Here is a 22,181-nt window from a genome sequence, read left to right as displayed (position 1 = left end):
AGCGAATTCAATCGCCAATGGATCCGCCCACGCACCGATAGCCCCAGGTTCCTGAAACGACAAAGGCCACCCGAAGGTGGCCTTTGCGCGTTCGATCGCCGGATCAGGCGGTCTGGGTGGAACCCGGCTTCCAGTTGGCACCGCCGGCTTCCTCGGCCATGACCTCCATGGCCTGCTGGATGGCGCGCTTGCGACGCTCCTCGGCCTTGCGGGTGAAGTACCAGGCCAGGAAGGTGAACAGCGAGACGCTCAGCAGGATCAGGCTCGCCACGGCGTTGATCTCCGGTTTCACGCCCAGGCGCACGGCGGAGAAGACCTCCATCGGCAGGGTAGTGGAGCCAGGACCGGACACGAAGCTCGCCAGCACCAGGTCGTCCAGGGACAGGGCGAAGGACATCATGCCGCCCGCCGCGAGCGACGGGGCGATCATCGGGATGGTGATCAGGATGAACACCTTCCACGGGCGGGCGCCCAGGTCCATGGCCGCCTCCTCGATGGACAGGTCCAGCTCCCGCAGGCGCGCCGACACCACGATGGCCACGTAGGCCGAACAGAAGGTGGTGTGGGCGATCCAGATGGTCACCAGGCCACGCTCCTCCGGCCAGCCCACGAGCTGGGCCATGGCCACGAAGAGCAGCAGCAGCGACAGACCGGTGATCACCTCGGGCATCACCAGCGGCGCGGTCACCATGCCACCGAACAGCGTGCGGCCACGGAAACGCGGGATGCGGGTGAGCACGAAGGCGGCCAGGGTGCCCAGGGCCACGGCGGCAATCGCGGTATAGAGGGCGATTTCCAGCGAGCGGAACACCGAGTTCATCAACTGGGTGTTGTCCAGCAGGCCCACGTACCACTTCACCGACCAGCCGCCCCAGACCGTCACCAGCTTGGAGGCGTTGAAGGAGTAGATCACCAGGATGACCATGGGCAGGTAGATGAACAGCAGCCCCACCCAGAGCATCAGATTGGAGAAACTGAAGCGCTTCATACCTTGCCCTCCAGTTCCTTCGCCTGGTTCTTGTTGAAGAGGATGATCGGGATCAGCAGGATCGCCAGCATCACCACCGCCAGGGCGGAGGCCACCGGCCAGTCGCGGTTATTGAAGAACTCCTGCCACAGCACCTTGCCGATCATCAGGGTCTCCGGGCCGCCCAGCAGTTCCGGGATCACGAACTCGCCCACCACCGGGATGAACACCAGCATGGAGCCGGCGATGATGCCGTTCTTGGACAGTGGCACGGTGATCTTCCAGAAGCTGTTGAAGTTGCTCGACCCCAGGTCGGAGGCGGCTTCCAGCAGGCTGGGATCGTGCTTGACGAGGTTGGCGTAGAGCGGCAGCACCATGAACGGCAGGTAGGAGTAGACCACGCCGATGTAGACCGCCAGGTTGGTGTTGAGTATCTGCAGCGGCTGGTCGATCAGGCCGATGCCCATCAGCAGGCTGTTGAGCAGGCCGTTGTTGCTGAGGATGCCCATCCAGGCATAGACGCGGATCAGGATCGCGGTCCAGGTCGGCATCATGATCAGCAGCAGCAGCACGGTCTGCGCTTCCTTGCTGGCCCGGGCGATGGCGTAGGCCATCGGGTAGCCGATGAGCAGGCACAGCAGGGTGCTGAAGAACGCGACCTTCAGCGAGCCCAGGTAGGCGGCCAGGTAGAGTTCGTCCTCGCTGAGCAGGAAGTAGTTGCCCAGGTTGAGGATGAGCTGGATCTGGTTATCCGCCCAGGCATAAATGTCGGTGTAGGGCGGGATCGCCACATCCGCTTCCGCGAAGCTGATCTTCAGCACGATGGCGAAGGGCAGCAGGAAGAACAGGAAGAGCCAGAAGAACGGGACCCCGATGACGAGATGCCGGCCGGTAGGGACCAGGCGTTTCAGTTTGGCGATTTTCATGACCGCAGCACCACTCCGCTGTCGTCCTCCCACCACACGTACACTTCGTCTTCCCAGGTGGGACGGGCGCCGCGACGTTCCGCGTTGGCGACGAAGGACTGGACGATGGAACCATTGGGCAGCTGCACGTAGAACACCGAGTGGCCGCCGAGGTAGGCGATGTCATGCACCCTGCCGCGGGACCAGTTGTACTGGCAGTCCGGCTGCTCGGTGGTGACCAGCAGCTTCTCCGGACGCAGGGCGTAGGTGATGCGCTTGTCCTGGACGGAAGTGGTCACGCCGTGGCCGACGTAGATCGGGCGCTCCAGCTGCGGGCAGGCGATCAGGGCGTGGGCTTCCTCGTCCTCCACCACTTCGCCTTCGAACAGGTTGACGCTGCCGATGAACTCGCACACCAGGCGGTTGATCGGGGTCTCGTAGATGTCCACCGGGCTGCCGATCTGCTCGATGCAGCCCAGGTGCATGATGGCGATGCGCTGGGCCATGGTCATGGCCTCTTCCTGGTCGTGAGTCACCATCACGCAGGTCACGCCCACGCGCTCGATGATCTCCACCAGCTCCAACTGCATCTGCGAGCGCAGCTTCTTGTCCAGGGCGCCCATGGGCTCGTCCAGCAGCAGCAGCTTGGGACGCTTGGCCAGGGAACGGGCCAGGGCGACACGCTGGCGCTGGCCACCGGAGAGCTGGTGCGGCTTGCGCTTGGCGTACTGGGTCATGTGCACGAGCTTGAGCATCTCGTTGACCCGGGCGTCGATCTCGGCTGCGGGCAGCCTGTCCTGTTTGAGTCCGAAGGCGATGTTCTGCGCAACAGTCATATGCGGGAAGAGCGCATAGGACTGGAACATCATGTTGATGGGCCGCTCATAGGGCGGCATGTCGGTGATGTCCACCCCGTCCAGCATGATGCGGCCCTCGGAGGGGCGCTCGAAACCGGCCAGCATCCGCAGCAGGGTGGATTTACCCGAACCGGAGCCACCGAGCAGAGCGAAGATCTCACCCTTGTTGATGGTCAGGGACACATCGTCCACGGCCACGGTCTCATCGAACTTCTTGGTTACCCGGTCGATCTTCACCAGAACCTCTTTGGGTTGCTGGTTGCCTTCGAGGGCTTTCTTGTAGGCACCGGAGGCTATTGCCATTACCACACTCCCAGAATTTTGCGACCCGACCACCGCGGCCGGGCGCGTTTATACCGCATGGGCGCACGCCGGGCATCCTGCCTGGCTAGGCCTGGTTGGACCGGCGGGCACGCCACACCACGCGCCCGACCGGCCGGTTATCACTTGCCCGACTTGATCTTGGTCCAGCTGCGGGTCATCAGCCGCTGGACTTTCGGCGGCAGCTCCGCCGAGACGTAGAGCTTGTCCAGCACCGCTTGTGGCGGGTAGACGGACTCGTCGGTGCGTACTTCCTGATCCATGAACTCCCCAGCCTTGAGGTTGGGGTTCGCGTAGCCCACGTAGTCGCTCACCTTGGCGATCACCTCGGGCTTCAGCAGGTAGTTGATGAAGGCATGGGCCTCTTTCGCATTGGCGGCGTCCGCCGGGACCGCCAGCATGTCGAACCAGAGGTTGCCGCCCTCTTTCGGGATCGCATAGGCGATCTCGATGCCCTTCCCGGCTTCCTCGGCGCGGGAGGCGGCCTGGAAGATGTCACCGGAGAAGCCTGCCGCGACGCAGATGTCGCCGTTGGCCAGGTCGCCGATGTACTTGGAAGAGTGGAAGTAGGTGACGTAGGGGCGAACCGCCATCAGCTTCGCTTCGGCCTTCTTGTAGTCGTCCGGGTTGGTGCTGTTGGGGTCCAGGCCCATGTAATTGAGCACGGCGGGAATCATTTCGTCCGCCGAATCGAGGAAGGCCACGCCGCACTGGCTGAGCTTCTTCATGTTCTCGGGCTCGAAGATCGCGGCCCAGGAGTCGATGTGGTCGACGCCGAGCGCGGCCTTGACCTTCTCCACGTTGTAGCCGATGCCGTTGGTGCCCCAGAGGTAGGGAACGGCGTACTGGTTGCCCGCGTCGTTGCGCTCCAGTTGCTTGAGCAACTTCGGGTCCAGGTTCTCCCAGTTCGGCAACTGGCTGCGATCCAGCTTCTGGAAGGCACCGGCCTTGATCTGCTTGCCGAGGAAGTGGTTGGACGGCACCACCAGGTCGTAGCCGGTGCGGCCCGCGAGCAGTTTGCCTTCCAGGGTTTCATTGGAGTCGAAGACGTCATACACCGGCTTGATGCCGGTTTCCTTCTGGAAATCCGCCAGGGTCGTCTCGCCGATGTAGTCCGACCAGTTGTAGATATGGACCGTCTGCTCCGCCTGGGCCTGGGATACCAGGGTCAGGGTCGCGGCGGCGGTGATCATCATCTTGCGGATGGGGAAGTGCACAGGTTCGTCCTCTTGTTGTTTCCGGCGCGGCCGGATTGAGCCCGGGGTTCTCCTGCAACCCGGACGTTAGAACTCGCGGAACTCAGCGTCGCGGTCCGGGCACCGGCGGGACCATTCCCGCCGGGCTCGGATACCGTGCTTACTTGCCCGACTTGATGGTGGTCCAGGCGCGGGTCATCGCGCGCTGCACCTTGGCCGGCAGGTCAGGGAAAGCGTAGAGCTTGGCCATGGTTTCCTGGCTCGGGTAGATGCCCGGGTCCTTGCGGATCGCCTCGTCGACCAGTTCGGTGGCGGCAGCGTTGCCGTTGGGGAACTGTACGAAGTTGGTGATCTCGGCCATGACGTCCGGCTTCATGAGGAAGTTCATGAACGCGTGGGCGGCATCCGGATTGGCGGCATCGGCCGGGATGGCGACCATGTCGAAGAAGGTACCGGCACCCTCTTTCGGAATGTTGTAGGCCACGTTCACGCCAGCCTTGGCCTCATCGGCGCGGGACTTGGCCTGGTACACGTCACCCGAGTAGCCCACGGCCACGCAGAGGTTGCCGTTGGCCAGGTCGGAGATGTACTTGGAAGAGTGGAAGTAGGTGATGTGCGGACGAATCTTCAGGAACAGCGCTTCGGCTTCCTTCAGTTCCTTCGGGTCCTGGCTCACCGGGCTGTAGCCCAGGTAGTGCAGGGCGATCGGCAGGATCTCGGTCGGGGAGTCCAGGAAGGACACGCCGCAGGATTTCAGCTTCTCGATGTTCTCGGGCTTGAACAGCAGGTCCCAGGAATCCACCGGGGCGTTGTCACCCAGGACGGCCTTGACCTTGTCCGGGTTGTAGCCGATGCCGATGGAACCCCACATGTAGGGGAAGGCGTACTGGTTGCCCGGGTCGGAGACCTCGACGGTCTTCAGCAGGTTGGGGTCCAGGTTCTTCCAGTTCGGCAGCTTGGACTTGTCCAGGGGCTGGTAGACCTTGGCCTTGATCTGCTTGGCCAGGAAGTTGTTGGACGGCACCACGATGTCGTAACCGGACTTGCCGGCCAGGAGCTTGGCTTCCAGGGTCTCGTTCGAGTCGAAGACGTCGTACACGACCTTGATACCGGTCTCCTTGGTGAACTTCTCGACGGTATCGGGGGCGATGTAGTCCGACCAGTTGTAGACGTGCAGCACCTTGTCGTCAGCCTGGGCCATGCCGGCCACGGCACCGGCCAGGGTCATGGCGAGCAGGGTCTTGCCGAAGGTTTTGATCATGCGGGTAGCTCCATTGTTGTTGAAGTGTCCGAGTGGCGTCGTACCGAATACGTCACCACTCGGTGAGCCTGGCCAACGCACCGGCGAAGTCTGGCAAGGTAGAGGGGCTGGATACAACAGGCGGCATCTCGAATCGCCACTATCCAGCCCACTTTTTCTTAGCCTTTGACTTCCGCCAGGGTGAGGTCCAGGCACTTGCGTGCCTTGGTCACCAATTCATCGACCTCATCCTTGCTGATAACCAACGGCGGCGAAATGATCATGGTGTCACCCACCGCCCGCATGATCAGGCCGTTGCGGAAGCAGTGCTCACGGCACAGCATCCCGATACCGCCGGCGAAACGCTCGCGGGTCTGCTTGTTCTTGACCAGCTCGAGTGCGGCCACCAGACCGACCCCGCGCGCCTCGCCAACCAACGGATGGTCAGCCAGCTCCTGCCAGCGTTGTTGCAAATAGGGTGCCGTTTCGGCCTTGACCTTCTCGACGATCTTTTCCTCCCGCAGGATGCGGATGTTTTCCAGGGCCACGGCGGCGGCCACCGGATGACCAGAGTAGGTGAAGCCGTGGTAGAACTCGCCCCCCTCATTCAGGGTATCGACGATCTCGTCACGGACGATTACGCCGCCCATGGGGACGTAGCCGGATGTCAGGCCCTTGGCGATGGGCATCAGGTCGGGGGCGTTGCCGTAGTACTGGCTGCCAAACCATTCGCCGGTGCGACCGAAGCCGCAGATCACTTCGTCGGCGATGAAGAGGATGTCGTACCGGGCAAGGATCTCGCGGATCTTCGGCCAGTAGGTTTCCGGCGGAACGATGACGCCGCCCGCGCCCTGGATGGGCTCGGCGATGAAGGCCGCCACCTTGTCCTCGCCCACTTCGAGGATCTTCTTCTCCAGCTGCTCGGCGGCCCAGACGCCGAAGTCCGCCGGGGACATGTCGCCGCCCTCGCCGAACCAGTAGGGCTGGGCGATGTGCTCGATGCCGGGGATCGGCAGGTCGCCCTGTTCGTGCAGCGCCTTCATCCCGCCCAGGCTCACGCCGGCGACGGTGGAGCCGTGATAGCCGTTCCAGCGGCCGATGACGACTTTCTTCTGCGGCTGGCCCTTGGTCGCCCAGTAGTGGCGGACCATGCGCAGCACAGTGTCGTTGGCCTCCGAGCCGGAGCCGGTGAAGAACACATGGTTCATGCCTTCCGGGGCGATCTCGGCAATGGCCTTGGCCAATTCCACCGCCGGCGGGTGCGCGGTCTGGAAGAACAGGTTGTAGAAGGGCAGCTCGCGCATCTGTCGGGTTGCCGCCTGGACCAGTTCCTCACGGCCGTAGCCGACGTTGACGCACCACAGGCCGGCCATGCCATCGAGGATCTTGTTGCCTTCGCTGTCCCAGATGTACACGCCTTCGGCCTTGGTGATGATCCGCGCACCCTTGGCGTTCAGCGCCTTGTAGTCGGTGAACGGCGGCAGGTGGTGCTGACGACCGAGCGCTTGCCATTCAAGGGTCTGGGGGTTGGTCACTTGGCTATTCATCTACTTACTTACCTCGGTAAACACATCTCTGGAGGGCCGGCCACGGGGGCCGGCTCCCGTTGTGGATCAGACGGAGAGCAGCAGGAACTCCCGCTCCCAGGAGCTGATCACCCGCTTGAAGTTCTCATGCTCGGCGCGCTTGACCGCCACATAGGCCTGGACGAACTTGCTGCTCAGGTACTTCTCGATGTCGCGGCAGGACTCCATGCGCTCCAGGGCGGCTTCCAGGGTCAGCGGAAGGCGCAGGTTGCGACGTTCGTAGCCGCGCCCCTTCACCGGCGCACTGGGGTTCACGCCCTCCACCATGCCGATGTAGCCGCACAGCAGGCTGGCGGCGATGGCCAGGTAGGGGTTGGCGTCGGCACCGGCCAGGCGGTTCTCCACACGACGGTTCTGCGGGCCGGCATCCGGTACGCGCAGGCCCACGGTGCGGTTCTCCTCGCCCCACTCCACGTTCACCGGCGCGGAGGTATCCGGCAGGAAGCGGCGGAAGGAGTTCACGTTGGGCGCGAACAGCGGCAGCACCTCGGGGATGTACTTCTGCAGGCCGCCGATGTGGTGGAGGAACAGCTCGCTCATGGAGCCATCGTCGTTGGAGAAGATGTTCATCCCGGTCTTGATGTCCACCACGCTCTGGTGCAGGTGCATGGCGCTGCCCGGTTCGTCGGTGATCGGCTTGGCCATGAAGGTGGCGGCCACGTTGTGCTTGAGCGCCGCCTCGCGCATGGTGCGCTTGAACACCAGGATCTGGTCGGCCAGATCGAGGGCATCGCCGTGACGGAAGTTGATTTCCATCTGCGCCGGACCTTCCTCATGGATCAGGGTGTCCAGGTCCAGGTCCTGCATCTCGCACCAGTCGTACATGTCCTCGAACAGCGGATCGAACTCGTTCGCCGCGTCGATGGAGAAGGACTGGCGACCGGTTTCCGGCCGGCCCGAGCGCCCCAGCGGGGCCTGCAGGGGGAAGTCCGGGTCGTCGCAGCGCTTGGTCAGGTAGAACTCCATCTCCGGCGCCACGATGGGCTTCCAGCCCTTGTCGGCGTAAAGCTTGAGCACCTTCTTCAGGAGGTTGCGGGGCGACAGCTCGATGGGGTTGCCCTGCTTGTCGAAGGTGTCGTGGATCACCATGGCGGTGGGCTCGATGGCCCAGGGCACCAGGAAAACGGCCTTCTCGTCCGGGCGGCAGAACATGTCGATGTCCGCCGGATCGAGCAGGTCGTAATAGATGTCGTCTTCAACATAGTCGCCGGTGACGGTCTGCAGCAGCACGCTCTCGGGGAGGCGCATGCCCTTCTCGTCGAGGAACTTGTTGGTCGGCGAGATCTTGCCGCGCGCGATGCCGGTAAGATCACTGATCAAGCATTCAACTTCGGTGATTTTGCGTTCTTTCAGCCAGCTGGTCAGCTGGTCGAGCTTGGTAGTCATAACGACCTCAGGGTTGAGAGCTTCACTAGGAGGCTGCTTCAGGTTCGTGCCGAGCACGCCCGTGGAGACGGCCGGCCGCGGAAAGTACAGTCCGAACTGCGCGACACGGCAACTTCGCCGGTTTCCTGAAGGTTTCTCCCGCTCAGCGTTGCCCCGCCGTCTTCCTGCAAGCCTCACCAAAGGCCTGGAAGATGGCGAGATAGTTCGGGTTGGTCAGCACTTGCCACTCGGGGTGCCATTGCACCCCCAGGGCAAAGCTCCTGGCGCCTTCGACCGAAAAGGCCTCGACCAACCCATCTGGCGCCAGTGCCTCTACATGCAGGCCGGGCGCCAGACGTTCAACGCCCTGGCCATGAATGGAATTGACTTGGATTTCGGACGGCAAACCGATGCCGTCCAGGATTCCGCCCGCCTGTACCCGAACAGGGTGGCGCGGTGCATACTGAACCTCGAGAGGCTCGTCGGCCGGCTCGCGGTGATCCATGTACCCTGCTGTTTCATGCACGCGCTGGTGCAGGGTTCCGCCAAAGGCCACGTTCATTTCCTGAAAACCACGGCAGATGCCGAGAACGGGAATTCCGGCGGCGATGGCCGCACGGACCAGAGGCAGGGTAGTGCGATCCCGGGCGGGATCGTGTCGGGTGCCTGCGGCGGACGCGGGCCCCTGATAATGGTGGGGCTCAACGTTGGACGGCGATCCGGTGAACAGCAGACCATCCAGGCTGGCCAGCAGCGTTTCCTGATCCAACAGATCACCAAGGGCTGGAATCACCAGCGGAATACCGCCGGCACCGAGCGCCACCGCGCGAAGATACTTGTCACCAGCTATATGATAGGTCTGTGGACCCATTTCTCTGGTGCAAGCGGAGACGCCGATCAACGGCAGGCGAGCCATGAGACACCCGTTTTATTTGTCTGTTATGGGTTGCGACCGAGCTTAGCCTTGTTCATTTTTTTACACAATAGGGCTGTAAAAAATTGAACACGGCCCACTGAGCACCGCACCCGGCCTGCTCTCCAGAGAAGTATTAATGCCCTGAAACGCCCCAAAACTGGCCATCGAGCCCGTTTTTAGGGCAAAATGAGGCCCGCTTGACATCAAGGGGTGATTCGGATTGACTCACACCTTATAGAGAGCGTGATTGATATTTTTAACAAAAAAGGTGTTGCATCATGTCGGTACCCCCGCGTGCCGTTCAGCTTCAAGAAGCGAACGAGTTCCTTAAGGAGCATCCTGAGGTCCAGTTCGTCGACCTGTTGATTGCGGATATGAATGGTGTGGTGCGAGGCAAGCGTATCGAGCGCGCCAGCCTCACCAAGGTCTACGAGAAAGGCATCAACCTTCCCGCGTCCATCTTCGCCCTCGATATCAACGGTTCCACAGTAGAAAGCACCGGCCTCGGCCTGGACATCGGCGACGCCGACCGCATCTGCTATCCCATTCCAGGCACCCTCAGCGACGAACCCTGGCAGAAGCGCCCCACCGCGCAGCTGTTGATGACCATGCACGAAATGGAAGGCGAACCCTTCTTCGCCGACCCGCGCGAAGTCCTGCGCCGTGTCGTCGAGAAGTTCGACGCGCTGGGCCTGACCATCTGTGCCGCGTTCGAGCTGGAGTTCTATCTGATCGACCAGGAGAACATCAACGGCCGTCCGCAACCGCCACGCTCGCCGATTTCGGGCAAGCGTCCGCAGTCCACCCAGGTCTACCTGATCGACGACCTGGACGAATACGCCGACTGTCTGCAGGACATCCTCGAAGGTGCCAAGGTCCAGGGCATTCCGGCCGACGCCATCGTCAAGGAAAGCGCCCCCGCGCAGTTCGAGGTCAACCTCCACCACGTGGACGACGCCCTCAAGGCCTGCGACTACGCCGTGCTGCTCAAGCGACTGATCAAGAACATCGCCTACGACCATGAAATGGACACCACCTTCATGGCCAAGCCCTATCCGGGCCAGGCGGGCAACGGCCTGCACGTGCACATCTCGCTGGTGGACAAGAAGACCGGCAAGAATATCTTCGCCGCCGATGATCCCGAGCAGAACGCCGCCCTGCGTCATGCGGTCGGCGGTGTGCTCGAGACCATGCCCGCCTCCATGGGCTTCCTGTGCCCGAACGTGAACTCCTACCGCCGTTTCGGCGCGCAGTTCTACGTGCCGAACGCACCGAGCTGGGGCCTGGACAACCGCACCGTGGCGGTCCGCGTCCCCACCGGCAGCGCGGATGCCGTGCGCATCGAACACCGCGTGGCCGGCGCCGACGCCAACCCCTACCTGATGATGTCGGCGATCCTGGCCGGCATTCACCATGGCCTGACCAACAAGATCGAGCCCGGCGCGCCCATCGAAGGCAACTCGTACGAGCAACTGGAGCAGAGCCTGCCGAACAACCTGCGGGATGCCCTGCGGGAGCTGGACGACAGCGAAGTCCTGGCCCGGTATATCAGCCCCGAGTACATCGACATCTTCGTCGCGTGCAAGGAAAGCGAGCTGGAGGAGTTCGAACACTCCATCTCCGACCTTGAGTACAACTGGTACCTGCATACCGTGTAAGCGAGTCAGCAACGCCGGCCCCCGGGCCGGCGTTGTCGTATCTGCCCCCAGATGATTTGCGCTACGGCGGCCCTTCATGGCCCGCCGGGCCACGCTGCACCCGTAACGACCACAATCCGCCACCGCATGCTCTACCAGGGAGGACGTCATGCCCCGCTCGCTCGCCCCGCTGTTGCTTGCATTGCTCCCCACGCTGGCCCAGGCCGAAGACCTGATCCGGGTCTACAACTGGAACGACTACATCGCCCCCGAGGTGCTGGAGACCTTCCAGGAGGAAACCGGCATCCGGGTCGAGTACCACACCTTCGCCAGCGCCGAGGAACTGGAACTGGCGTTGAGCAGCGACGCCCCCATCGACGTCGCGGTGCCCTCCCACAACGACCTGCCGCGCCTGATAAAGGCCGGAACCCTCCAGCCACTGGACTTCAGCCGGCTGCCCAACCGCCAGCACCTGGACAAGCAACTGCTGAGCAAGCTGGCGGCCATGGACCCGCAGAACCGCCACGCAGTGCCCTACCTCTGGGGCGCCGTGGGCCTGGCGGTGAACAAGCCCCAGGCGGAGCAGGCCTTTGGCGGACCGCTGCCCCAGAGCTGGAGCCTCCTGTTCGACGCACAACAAAGCGCCCGCCTCGGCCAGTGCGGCATGAGCCTGCTGGACGCCCCCGATGAAACCCTTTCCGTGCTGCTCAACTACCAGGGCCGCAACCTCGCCCGCAGCGCTCCCAGCCGCCTCAAGCGCAGCGCCGAAACCCTGACCGCCCTGCGTCCGCACCTGCGCTACGTGGATAGCGAGCGCTACATCGACGATCTGAACGCCGGCAAACTCTGCGTGGCCATGGCCTGGGTCGGTGACGCCCTCAATGCCGCTGCGGCAGGCCAGCCGGTCACCTTCATGGTTCCGGACGAGGGCTCGGTCCTGTTCATCGACAACCTGGCCATCCCCCGGAAAGCCAATCGGGCCGACCTCGCCCATCGCTTCATCGACTTCATGCTGCGACCCGAGGTGGCGGCCAAGGTCACCAGCGAGACGCTCTACCCAAGTGCCAACGCCGACGCCCGCCAGTTCCTCGCCCCCGGCCTGCGCGACCAGCCGGGCCTCTACCCGGACAAGGACACCAAGCGCCGCCTGTTCCCGGTCGAGCCCATGCCGGAGAAGCTCGGCGCTACCCGTGACGAGGTCTGGACCGCCTTCCGCGACGGCCAGTAACCCACCGGGCACCACGCGCCGCGCCCGGGAACGCGCGGCGTACCCCACCGATGGTTCGGCCGCCCTCGCCGCGCGACGCGCTTGCCCCTGGAGCACCGCCTGGATTCCAATAGCGGCTCTACGGAAAGGAGCCCCCCATGCCGCGTCCCGCCACCGCCCGCAAACCGCGCGCCAGCAGCCAGCTGCGCATCGCTGGAATCCTCGATGCCGCCCGCGCCCTGCTGGCCGAACAGGGCGTGGCCAACCTGTCGATCTACAGCGTGGCCGAACGAGCGGAGATGCCGCCCTCCTCCGTCTACCACTTCTTCGCCAGCGTCCCGGCCATCCTCGAAGCGCTGACCACCGATATCCACGGGGCCTTCCGCGCCTGCCTGCTGGAGCCCATCGGTCACGACAGCCTGCAACACTGGCGCGACCTCTCGCGGATCGTCGAAGAACGCATGCTGTCCATCTACGGTGGCGACGCCGCCGCCCGCCAGTTGATCCTCGCCCAGCACGGGCTCACCGAAGTGACCCAGGCCGACCGCCAGCACGACATCGAACTCGGCCGGCTGATGCACGCCCTCTTCGACCGTCACTTCGAGCTGCCGGCGTTGCCCACGGATGTGGATGTGTTCGCCCTAGCCATGGAACTGGGCGACCGGGTCTACGCCCGCTCCGTGCAACTGCACGGCGAGATCACCCCGCGCCTGGCCGAGGAAGGCATGCGCGTGTTCGACGCCTACCTCGGCCTCTACCTGCCGCCCTACCTGCCGAAACGACTGCAACCTCTGGCCGACTGACGTCAGAACAAGCCGATATTTATCGGCAAATTAATCGAGAATTCAACCTCGATAGAAAAATCACGCTTCAAATACGGATTTTTATCGGATATAAAGCTGACATCCGCACGGCGGTCCACACCCCGCCGGCACGGAAATGTCCCCTTTGCCGATAGTTATCGGGCAACGGGTCCTGATTCGTACTGACGAGGTGTCTTCATGTCCCGCATCGTTACCGTCGCCGCCACCCAGATGGCCTGTTCCTGGGATCGCGCCGCCAATATCGCCAACGCCGAGAAACTGGTTCGCCAGGCCGCCGCGGAAGGCGCCCAGATCATCCTGATCCAGGAACTGTTCGAGACCCCCTACTTCTGCCAGAAGCCCAACCCCGACTACCTGCAACTGGCCACCCCCACCGAGACCAACGCCGCCATCGCGCACTTCCAGAAGGTCGCTGCCGAACTCCAGGTGGTCCTGCCCATCAGCTACTTCGAACAGGCCGGCCGAGCCCGCTTCAACAGCATCGCCATCATCGATGCCGACGGCTCCAACCTGGGCGTCTACCGCAAGAGCCACATCCCGGACGGCCCCGGCTACCACGAGAAGTACTACTTCAACCCGGGCGACACCGGCTTCAAGGTCTGGAACACCCGCTACGCGAAGATCGGCGTGGGCATCTGCTGGGACCAGTGGTTCCCGGAAGCCGCCCGCAGCATGGCCCTGCTGGGTGCCGAGATCCTCTTCTACCCCACCGCCATCGGCAGCGAGCCGCACGACCCCAGCATCAGCTCCCGCGACCACTGGCAACGCGTGCAGCAGGGCCATGCCGGCGCCAACCTGATGCCCCTGGTGGCGTCCAACCGCATCGGTCGCGAAGAGCAGGACGGCTACGACATCACCTTCTACGGTTCCTCTTTCATCGCCGACCCGTTCGGCAAGAAGGTCGCCGAGCTGAACGAAACCGAGGAAGGCATCCTGGTCCACAGCTTCGACCTGGACAAACTGGAACACACCCGCAGCGCCTGGGGCGTGTTCCGCGACCGTCGCCCGAACCTATACTCCCCGATCAAGACCCTGGACGGCTCCCTCGAGTCCTGATACCCGAATCCAGGGGCCGGCCCGATGGCGATGCACTGTTCGCCAGCGGGTTGGCCCCTGCTCTATTTCAGATGGTGAAATGTCGATGAATACGCTGAACAGCCTCCCCCGCGACGACGGCTTCCGCATGCCCGCCGAGTGGGAACCCCATACCCGCACCTGGATGGTCTGGCCCGAGCGGTCGGACAACTGGCGTCTGGGCGGCAAGCCGGCGCAGGCCGCCTTCACCGCCGTGGCCAAGGCCATCGCACGTTTCGAGCCGGTGACCGTCTGCGTCTCCGCAGGCCAGTACGAAAACGCCCGGGCGCGCCTGGACGAGCCCAATATCCGCGTGGTGGAAATCTCCAACGATGACGCCTGGGTCCGCGACACCGGCCCCACCTTCGTGATCAACGACCAGGGCGAAGTCCGCGGCGTGGACTGGACCTTCAACGCCTGGGGCGGCTTCGACGGCGGCCTCTACTTTCCCTGGAACCGCGACGACCAGGTGGCCCGCAAGATCCTCGAGATCGAAGGCTGCAAGCGCTACCGCACCAACGGCTTCGTACTGGAAGGCGGCTCCATCCACGTGGATGGCGAAGGCACCCTGATCACCACCGAGGAGTGCCTGCTCAACCGCAACCGCAACCCGCACCTGACCCGCGAGCAGATCGAGGCGGTGCTCCGCGAGCAGCTGGCGATCGACACCGTGATCTGGTTGCCGGACGGCCTCTACAACGACGAGACCGACGGCCATGTGGACAACTTCTGCTGCTACGTGCGCCCGGGCGAAGTGCTCCTGGCCTGGACCGACGACCCGCAGGACCCGAACTTCCCCCGCTGCCAGGCCGCCATGAAGGTGCTGGAACACGCGCGTGACGCCAAGGGTCGCCAACTGGTGGTGCACAAGATGCCGATCCCGGGTCCCCTCTATGCCACCGACGAAGAATGCGCCGGCGTGGACCTGGTGGAAGGCACCCAGGAACGTGATCCCTCGATCCGCCTGGCCGGCTCCTACGTGAACTTCCTCATCGTCAACGGCGGCATCGTCGCGCCGAAATTCGACGACCCGAAGGACGCCGAGGCCGAAGCCATCCTCAAGCGCGTCTTCCCGCAGCACGAGGTGGTGATGGTGCCGGGCCGCGAGATACTCCTGGGCGGCGGCAACATCCACTGCATCACCCAGCAGCAGCCGGCGCCGCAAAAGCGCTGAGCCGAGCCTGGATGAACGAAGCCCCGCAATGCGGTGGTGCTGTTCACATAAAAAAACGCCGTCTTTCCTTCAGCAGGAAAGCGGCGTTTTTTGATTCTGCGTGATCGCTCCTGCATCGGCGATTGAATCCCCAGCGACTGACGTGAACAGCATTTCGCGCATGAGCGGGGCTCTTCATCCCGGGATGCATCACAGCTTGGCGATGGACACCTCGGTGGACTTCACGAAGGCGATCACCTCGGAGCCGATGCCCAGCTCCAGCTCGCGTACGGAGCGCGTGGTGATCACCGAGGTGACGATGCCGGCGGCGGTCTGTACATCGATTTCCGACAGTACCGGGCCTTCGATGATTTCCTTGATGGTGCCTTTGAACTGATTGCGGACGTTGATGGCCTTGATGGTCATGGCGATACCTTCCTGTGATCGGGATTGAAGGCCCGGAGGAACCGACGCAGCTGCGTGGGCAGGGGCGAAGCGGGTCCGGGCTGCTGAATCGGCGGTTGGGCTGCGGGCTCAGGCGCAGGTAGGGCCGCACGGCCATGGAAGGGTGCGCCCCCTGCTCCCCCGCCGCTTACAGCAGCGTCAGGGTGTAGCTGAGGATCAGGCGGTTCTCGTCCTGGTCGCGCGCCGCATCGCTGCGCAGGGCGGCGTTGCGCCAGGACAGGCCGAGCCCCTTCAGCGGGCCGTCCTGCAGCACGTAGTCGAGGCGGAAGTCCCGCTCCCATTCGCCCTGGTCGCCGCCCTGGGTCTCGATGTTGGAGCCCTTCAGGTAAGTCGCCACCGCCCTCAGCCCAGGCACACCCAGCGAGGCGAAGTCATGGCCGTATTCCGCCACCCAGGTGCGCTCACCCGCGCTAAGGAACTTGCCGATCTGGCGGTCGGTGATCAGGTAGGCGGTGGCCCCATCGCCCTGATTCAGGAAGGGGAAGGCGCTGTCGCCGGACACCTGCTGGTAGCCCAGGCTCGCCGCGTGGCCGCCCAGGCTGTAGGTGAACAGGGCGCTCCAGGTGCGGTTGTCCACCTCGTAGCGGTCCGGGTCGCTGGCCGCCCAGTTGCCGCTGCTGCGGAAACCCTCGGCACGGCCGGCGACGCTTGCGTTCTTGCCGTCGGAGTCGCTGTGGAAGTAGCGCAGGTCGGACTTCAGCGCGCCCACCGGCAACGCCCAGTTGTGGGTCAGGCCAACGAAGTGCTGGGTGTAGAAGTCTTCCAGGTTGCCGTAGTAGTACTGCGCCAGCAGGTTGTCGCGGACCTTGTAGTCGCCACCGGCGAAGTAGAAGGTGTTGACGAACTGGCCGGTGCGCGCATTGTTGGCGCCGCCGATGGACAGGCCACGGGCATCGCTGGAGTTGCGCCCCTTGGCATGCTCCAGCTGGCCGCCCACCAGGGTCAGGCCGTCGATCTCGCTGGAGGTGACCTGGCCACCCTCGAAGGTCTGCGGCAACAGCCGACCGTCGTTGAAGGTCACCACCGGCAGCTTCGGCTGCAGCGTGCCGATGCGGGCCTCGGTCCTGGAAATACGCACCTTGCCGGTCAGGCCCAGGCTGCTGAAGTCGTCCTTGGCACGGCCATCGTTGTCGGAGGGAAACACCGTGCCGCCGTAGCCGGCGCTGGTGGGGTTGTAGTGGCGGCCCTTCCCGGAGTCGAGCTTCACGCCCAGGAGGCCCAGGGCGTCGACGCCCACGCCGACGGTGCCTTCGGTGTAGCCGGAGCTGTAGTTGAGCAGGAAGCCCTGGCCCCACTCTTCCTGCCTGGACGGCAGGGCAGCGCCCTCGCGGTTGTCCTGGTTGATGTAGAAATTGCGCAGGCTCAGGCTGGCCTTGCTGTCCTCGATGAAGCCGCCGGCGGCGGCGTGCTGGGCCAGAGAGGCCAGGGCGACGGCCAGGGAAAGTGACGATCTGTTCATGCTGAAGTGCTCCAGTGCGGTCTCTTGGAATGGGGAGATCGCCCGGAGCCCAGCGAGGAACCTGCATCGCGGTGGCCTGGAACCCTCTTGGTCGGGGCTCCGGAACGAAGGCGATGCGGTGGTCCGCTGTCGAATGCCCGCACTGTAAACAACGCTTCTAATTCCCAAAAAGAATTATTAATTATTTTTAAATATCCATAGTGAATAAGCAGTCTACCGCTCTCACCTGCCGCTGAACCTCATCGCCCGGCATGTCGATGTCGCTTCCATGAATTGCCTGCCAAGGCCCGCCTCACTAGAGTGGCAGCCTTCGCAACGACCCGGACCGCCGCCATGCTCAACGACGCCCTCGCCCGTTTCACCCGCCTGGAGCTGGTCCCCTCGCCCACGCCGCTGGAGTGTCTGGAACGGCTGTCGAAGCAGCTGGGCCGTGACCTCTATGTGAAGCGCGACGACCTGACGCCCTTCGCCCTGGGCGGCAACAAGGTACGCAAGCTGGAGTACCTCGCCGCCGAGGCCCTGGCCCAGGGGGCCGATACCCTGGTGACCGCCGGCGCCATCCAGTCGAACCATGTCCGCCAGACCGCCGCCCTGGCCGCGCGCCTGGGCCTTTCCTGCGTCGCCCTGCTGGAAAACCCCATCGGCACCGCCGATCGCAACTACCTGGAGAACGGCAATCGCCTGCTGCTGGACCTGTTCGGCACCGAGGTGGAGCCGGTTCCCAACCTGGACAATGCCGACGAATTGCTGGCCGCCACAGCCGAACGCCTTCGTGGCGCCGGGCGCAGCCCCTACGTGGTGCCCATCGGCGGCTCCAACGCCCTCGGCGCGCTGGGCTACGTGCGCGCCGGCCTGGAGCTGGCCGAGCAGATCCGCGCCAGTGGCGAGACCTTCGCCGCCGTGGTCCTGGCCTCGGGCAGCGCCGGCACCCACGCCGGCCTGGCCCTGGCGCTGGAGTACGCCCTGCCCGGCACCCGGGTCATCGGCGTCACCGTTTCGCGCCCGGACGCCACCCAGCGCCCCAAGGTGGAAGGCCTGCTGCAACGCACCGCCGAACTGCTGGGCGTCCCCGTACCCGCCAGCCTCAGGGTGGAGCTGTGGGACCGGTATTTCGGCCCGCGCTACGGCGAGCCCAATGCCCTCACCCTGGAGGCCCTGGGTCACGCCGCACGCCTGGAAGGGCTGCTGCTGGATCCGGTCTACACCGGCAAGGCCTTCGCCGGCCTGCTGGACGGCGCGGCGCATGGCGCCTTCGACGGGGACGGCCCGGTGCTGTTCCTGCACACCGGTGGCTCCCCCGCCCTCTTCGCCTATCATCCTGCGGGGAATACCTGATCCGCTTATAACCAGAAGATCGACATTAAAAATATTTGTTATTTCTTTGGATATAAGTAACTCCTTAGAGTTGCCCCCTCATCAGCCAACCGCCCCGAGAGGCTCACATGACATTCGCAACCCTGCGTCGCCCATTTCTCCTCGCCAGCCTGACATTGGCCCTCGGCATCGGCTTCGCCGGCACCGCCTCCGCCGCCGACCTGTTGCAGGACATCCAGCAGAAAGGCGCCATCAAGGTGGGCCTGGAAGGTACCTACCCGCCCTTCAACTACCAGGATGAAAGCGGCAAGCTCACCGGCTTCGAAGTGGAGCTGGCCCAGGCCCTGGCCAAGGAGCTGGGCGTGACAGCCGAGTTCCAGCCCACCAAGTGGGACGGCATCCTCGCCGCGCTGGAGTCCAAGCGACTGGATGTGGTGATCAACCAGGTGACCATCTCCGACGAGCGCAAGAAGAAGTACGACTTCTCCACCCCCTACACCGTCTCCGGCATCCAGGCGCTGGTGCGCAAGGGCACCGAAGGCGACATCAAGAGCGCCGCGGACCTGGCCGGCAAGAAGGTCGGCGTGGGCCTCGGCACCAACTACGAACAGTGGCTGAAGGACAACGTCCCGCAGGCCGACATCCGCACCTACGACGACGACCCCACCAAGTTCCAGGACCTCAACGTCGGCCGCATCGACGTGATCCTGGTGGACCGCCTGGCCGCCTTCGAGATGGTGGAAAAGACCGGTGGCCGCCTGGCCGTGGCCGGCGAGCCCTTCTCCCGCCAGGAGGCCGGCATCGCCCTGCGCAAGGGCAACCCCGAGCTGCTCGCCGCACTGGACAAGGCCCTGGCCAAATTCAAGGCCGACGGCACCCTCAAGGCCCTCTCCGAGAAATGGTTCAAGGCTGACGTGACCCAATGATCGAAGCCAGTCTGCAGCTTGCACTGGACTCCGCGCCCTTCCTGCTGAAGGGCGCGGTCTATACCGTGGTGCTGAGCCTGGGCGGCATGTTCTTCGGCCTGCTGCTGGGCTTCCTCCTGGCCCTGGCGCGGCTTTACGGCTTCACGCCGCTGCGCTGGCTGGCGCGGGTCTATGTGTCCTTCTTCCGCGGTACGCCGCTGCTGGTCCAGTTGTTCATGATCTACTACGGCCTGCCGCAACTGGGCATCCAGCTGGAACCCTTGCCCGCCGCGCTGATCGGCTTCTCGCTGAACATGGCCGCCTACACCTCGGAGATCCTCCGGGCCGCCATCGCCTCCATTGACAAGGGGCAATGGGAAGCCGCCGCCAGCATCGGCATGAGCCGCAGCCAGACGCTGGTCCGCGCCATCCTCCCCCAGGCCGCGCGCACCGCCCTGCCGCCGCTGGGCAACAGTTTCATCTCGCTGGTCAAGGACACCGCCCTGGCCGCCACCATCCAGGTGCCGGAGCTGTTCCGCCAGGCGCAGCTGATCACCGCGCGCACCTTCGAGATCTTCACCCTGTACCTGGCCGCCGCGCTGATCTACTGGGTGCTGGCCACTGTGCTGTCGCACTTCCAGACGCGCCTCGAAGCCCGGGTCAACCGCCATGAACAGGACAACTGATGATCACCGTCCGTAACCTGACCAAATCCTTCAAGGGCCAGGCGGTGCTCAAGGGCATCGACCTGACCATCGAACCGGGCGAAGTGGTGGCCATCATCGGCCCCAGCGGCTCGGGCAAGACCACCCTGCTGCGCTGCCTCAACCTGCTGGAGGAACCCAGCGGCGGCAGCATCCGCGTGGGCGAGATCGAGATCGACGCCAACCAGCCGCTGAAGGCCCAGCAGGGGCTGATCCGGAAGCTGCGCCAGCACGTCGGCTTCGTGTTCCAGAGCTTCAACCTCTTCCCGCACCGCACCGCCCTGGAGAACGTCATCGAAGGCCCGGTGGTGGTGAAGAAGGAGCCCCGTGAGCGTGCCATCGAACGGGCCCGCGCCCTGCTGGCCAAGGTCGGCCTGGCGGGCAAGGAAGACGCCTACCCCAAGCGCCTCTCCGGCGGCCAGCAGCAACGGGTGGCCATCGCCCGCGCGCTGGCCATGGAGCCCGACGTGATCCTCTTCGACGAACCCACCTCCGCCCTCGACCCTGAGCTGGTGGGCGAGGTGCTGGCCACCATCCGGGGCCTGGCCGAGGAGAGGCGCACCATGGTCATAGTCACCCACGAAATGAGCTTCGCCCGCGACGTGGCCAACCGCGCGATCTTCATCGACAAGGGCGTCATCGTCGAACAGGGCGAGGCCAAGGCGCTGTTCAGTGCGCCGAAGGAAGAACGCACCCGGCAGTTCCTCAGCAAGTTCCTGCAGGGCTGACCCGCCTCGGTGCGACGCCTCCTGGGGGCGAATGCATTCGCGCCCAGGAGCGGAGGATCAGGCAAGCCTCGCGCAAGGAAAGGGGCGTAGAATCGCCGGCCGCAGCAATTCCCCCCGGTACACCGATGAATCCCTCCACTCTCCTCTCCCTGCCCCTGCTGGCGCTGGCCCTGGGCGGCTTCGTCGTCGGCAGCAGCGAATTCATCATCATGGGCCTGCTCCCCGAAGTGGCCCAGGACCTCTCTGTCAGCCTGTCCGACGCCGGCCTGCTGGTCAGCGCCTACGCCATGGGCGTGGTGATCGGCGCGCCCCTGCTGGGTCCCCTGCTCGGCCGCCTGCCCCGCCGCCGGGCCCTGCTCTGGCTGATGGGCGCCTACGCCCTGGGCAACCTCGGCTGCGCCCTGGCGCCCAGCTACGAGTGGTTGATGGCGATGCGCATGTTCACCGCCTTCAGTCATGCGGGGTTCTTCGGCTGCGCGACCCTGCTGGCCGCCGAGCTGGCGCCGCCCCATCGCCGCGCCTCGGCCATGGCCCTGGTACTCAGCGGCCTGACCATCGCCAATGTGCTCGGGGTGCCGGCCGGGGCCTGGCTCGGCCAGGCCACCAGCTGGCGGGTGACCTTCATGGTGGTGGCCGGCCTTGGCTTCCTCACCCTGCTGGCACAGGCCCTCTGGCTGCCGGCCACGCCCAGGCCGACACCCAATGCCGCCGGCGCCTGGGATGGCATCCTGCGGCGACCGGTGCTCCATGCGCTGTTCGTCTGCAGCCTGTCGTCGGTGGCACTGTTCGGCGTGTTCACCTACATCAGCCCGCTGCTGCGGGAGATCTCCGGCTTCAGCCCGGAACAGGCCAACCTTGCCCTGCTGCTGTTCGGCATCGGCCTCACCCTCGGCAACCTGCTGGGCGGCCGCCTGGCGGACAGGGGGTTCCGCTACGCCCTGCCCCTGGCCTTCGGCGTGAGCGGCCTGTGCCTGCTGGGCCTGTTCCTGTTCGCCCAGTTGCCGGTACTGGCGCTCGGCTGCCTGTTCCTCTGGGGCGTGGCCAGCTTCGCTATCTCCTCGCCGCTGCAACTGCTGCTGGTGGAGCAGGCGGGCGAGTCGGCCAGCCTCGCCGCGACCCTCAGTCACGCGGCCTTCAACCTGGGCAACGCCAGCGGCGCCTTTATCGGTGGCCTCTGGCTCAGCATGGGAATGGGGCTTTCCAACCTTCCGTTGATGGGTGTCGGGGTCCTGGCGCTGACGCTCCTCGTCTGCCTGCCCCTGCCGCGCCTGAGGGCGACGCGAGAGCGGCTCAGGGAAAGCGGGCAGATCCACTGATCCCGATTCCCCGAGAAGGACGGAAGGCTCCGACGAGTAAGG

20 protein-coding genes are annotated in these 22,181 nt (G+C 64.6%); 10 read left to right on the top strand and 10 right to left on the bottom strand.

Going from position 1 to position 22,181, the window contains the following annotated elements; all coding sequences use genetic code 11:
- Nucleotides 1–103: 103 nt before the first annotated feature.
- From KF707C_RS01025 to KF707C_RS00990, 8 genes are all read right to left on the bottom strand, one after another.
- Nucleotides 104–988, bottom strand: coding sequence for an ABC transporter permease subunit (locus KF707C_RS01025; RefSeq protein ID WP_003455773.1), 885 nt, complete (start codon nucleotides 986–988; stop codon nucleotides 104–106).
- Complete coding sequence (locus tag KF707C_RS01020; protein WP_003455774.1) at nucleotides 985–1,893, bottom strand: ABC transporter permease subunit; 909 nt, start codon at nucleotides 1,891–1,893, stop codon at nucleotides 985–987. Before KF707C_RS01020 ends, KF707C_RS01025 begins: the two co-directional genes overlap by 4 nt.
- The gene (gene potA, locus KF707C_RS01015) at nucleotides 1,890–3,032 is read right to left on the bottom strand and encodes a polyamine ABC transporter ATP-binding protein (protein WP_003455775.1); all 1,143 of its coding nucleotides are present in this window, start codon (nucleotides 3,030–3,032) and stop codon (nucleotides 1,890–1,892) included. Before potA ends, KF707C_RS01020 begins: the two co-directional genes overlap by 4 nt.
- Nucleotides 3,033–3,172: 140 nt before the next feature.
- Nucleotides 3,173–4,246, bottom strand: a complete 1,074-nt coding sequence (locus KF707C_RS01010) for a polyamine ABC transporter substrate-binding protein (RefSeq protein ID WP_036993881.1) — start codon at nucleotides 4,244–4,246, stop codon at nucleotides 3,173–3,175.
- Between the two features lie 160 nt (nucleotides 4,247–4,406).
- Nucleotides 4,407–5,507 carry a polyamine ABC transporter substrate-binding protein gene (locus KF707C_RS01005; RefSeq protein ID WP_003455777.1) on the bottom strand — a complete coding sequence of 367 codons (1,101 nt, stop codon included), beginning with the start codon at nucleotides 5,505–5,507 and terminating at the stop codon, nucleotides 4,407–4,409.
- Nucleotides 5,508–5,665: 158 nt separating this feature from the next.
- Nucleotides 5,666–7,033, bottom strand: coding sequence for an aspartate aminotransferase family protein (locus KF707C_RS01000; RefSeq protein WP_085986677.1), 1,368 nt, complete (start codon nucleotides 7,031–7,033; stop codon nucleotides 5,666–5,668).
- Between the two features lie 66 nt (nucleotides 7,034–7,099).
- On the bottom strand, nucleotides 7,100–8,458 hold the full coding sequence (locus KF707C_RS00995; RefSeq protein WP_003455779.1) for a glutamine synthetase family protein: 1,359 nt from the start codon (nucleotides 8,456–8,458) through the stop codon (nucleotides 7,100–7,102).
- Between the two features lie 142 nt (nucleotides 8,459–8,600).
- On the bottom strand, nucleotides 8,601–9,353 hold the full coding sequence (locus KF707C_RS00990; RefSeq protein ID WP_081608127.1) for a gamma-glutamyl-gamma-aminobutyrate hydrolase family protein: 753 nt from the start codon (nucleotides 9,351–9,353) through the stop codon (nucleotides 8,601–8,603).
- A gap of 278 nt (nucleotides 9,354–9,631) precedes the next feature.
- Between KF707C_RS00990 and KF707C_RS00985 the strand changes: the two genes are divergently transcribed.
- From KF707C_RS00985 to aguA, 5 genes are all read left to right on the top strand, one after another.
- The gene (locus tag KF707C_RS00985; RefSeq protein WP_003455784.1) at nucleotides 9,632–11,011 is read left to right on the top strand and encodes a glutamine synthetase family protein; all 1,380 of its coding nucleotides are present in this window, start codon (nucleotides 9,632–9,634) and stop codon (nucleotides 11,009–11,011) included.
- 148 nt (nucleotides 11,012–11,159) lie between these two features.
- The gene (locus tag KF707C_RS00980; RefSeq protein WP_003455786.1) at nucleotides 11,160–12,218 is read left to right on the top strand and encodes a polyamine ABC transporter substrate-binding protein; all 1,059 of its coding nucleotides are present in this window, start codon (nucleotides 11,160–11,162) and stop codon (nucleotides 12,216–12,218) included.
- Nucleotides 12,219–12,355: 137 nt separating this feature from the next.
- Nucleotides 12,356–13,000 (top strand): TetR/AcrR family transcriptional regulator, encoded by a 645-nt coding sequence (locus KF707C_RS00975; RefSeq protein WP_003455788.1) that lies wholly within the window; start codon nucleotides 12,356–12,358, stop codon nucleotides 12,998–13,000.
- A 198-nt stretch (nucleotides 13,001–13,198) separates the two neighbouring features.
- Entirely contained in the window at nucleotides 13,199–14,077 is an 879-nt protein-coding gene (gene aguB, locus KF707C_RS00970) for an N-carbamoylputrescine amidase (protein WP_003455789.1), read from the top strand.
- Between the two features lie 85 nt (nucleotides 14,078–14,162).
- Nucleotides 14,163–15,269, top strand: a complete 1,107-nt coding sequence (gene aguA / locus KF707C_RS00965) for an agmatine deiminase (protein WP_003455790.1) — start codon at nucleotides 14,163–14,165, stop codon at nucleotides 15,267–15,269.
- Nucleotides 15,270–15,458: 189 nt separating this feature from the next.
- On the opposite strand, the gene KF707C_RS00960 is transcribed toward aguA, so the two are convergent.
- Nucleotides 15,459–15,674, bottom strand: coding sequence for a TOBE domain-containing protein (locus KF707C_RS00960; protein WP_003455791.1), 216 nt, complete (start codon nucleotides 15,672–15,674; stop codon nucleotides 15,459–15,461).
- A gap of 166 nt (nucleotides 15,675–15,840) precedes the next feature.
- Nucleotides 15,841–17,172 carry an OprD family porin gene (locus tag KF707C_RS00955; RefSeq protein ID WP_003455792.1) on the bottom strand — a complete coding sequence of 444 codons (1,332 nt, stop codon included), beginning with the start codon at nucleotides 17,170–17,172 and terminating at the stop codon, nucleotides 15,841–15,843.
- A gap of 333 nt (nucleotides 17,173–17,505) precedes the next feature.
- Between KF707C_RS00955 and KF707C_RS00950 the strand changes: the two genes are divergently transcribed.
- The 5 genes from KF707C_RS00950 (at nucleotide 17,506) to KF707C_RS00930 (ending at nucleotide 22,139) form a co-directional block, all read left to right on the top strand.
- Entirely contained in the window at nucleotides 17,506–18,507 is a 1,002-nt protein-coding gene (locus KF707C_RS00950) for a D-cysteine desulfhydrase (RefSeq protein WP_003455801.1), read from the top strand.
- Nucleotides 18,508–18,614: 107 nt separating this feature from the next.
- The gene (gene tcyJ / locus KF707C_RS00945; RefSeq protein WP_003455813.1) at nucleotides 18,615–19,412 is read left to right on the top strand and encodes a cystine ABC transporter substrate-binding protein; all 798 of its coding nucleotides are present in this window, start codon (nucleotides 18,615–18,617) and stop codon (nucleotides 19,410–19,412) included.
- A complete protein-coding gene (gene tcyL / locus KF707C_RS00940) occupies nucleotides 19,409–20,077 on the top strand; it encodes a cystine ABC transporter permease (protein ID WP_003455815.1) in 669 nt (222 codons plus the stop codon). The genes tcyJ and tcyL overlap by 4 nt, the downstream gene beginning before the upstream one ends.
- Nucleotides 20,077–20,823, top strand: coding sequence for an L-cystine ABC transporter ATP-binding protein TcyN (gene tcyN / locus KF707C_RS00935; RefSeq protein ID WP_003455817.1), 747 nt, complete (start codon nucleotides 20,077–20,079; stop codon nucleotides 20,821–20,823). Before tcyL ends, tcyN begins: the two co-directional genes overlap by 1 nt.
- 125 nt (nucleotides 20,824–20,948) lie before the next feature.
- Nucleotides 20,949–22,139, top strand: coding sequence for an MFS transporter (locus KF707C_RS00930; protein ID WP_003455819.1), 1,191 nt, complete (start codon nucleotides 20,949–20,951; stop codon nucleotides 22,137–22,139).
- Nucleotides 22,140–22,181 lie beyond the last annotated feature (42 nt).

It is taken from the genome of Pseudomonas furukawaii, assembly GCF_002355475.1.
Lineage (GTDB): Bacteria > Pseudomonadota > Gammaproteobacteria > Pseudomonadales > Pseudomonadaceae > Metapseudomonas > Metapseudomonas furukawaii.
Note: the sequence above shows the minus strand (reverse complement) of the source record. Positions and strands in the feature narration are given on the sequence as shown.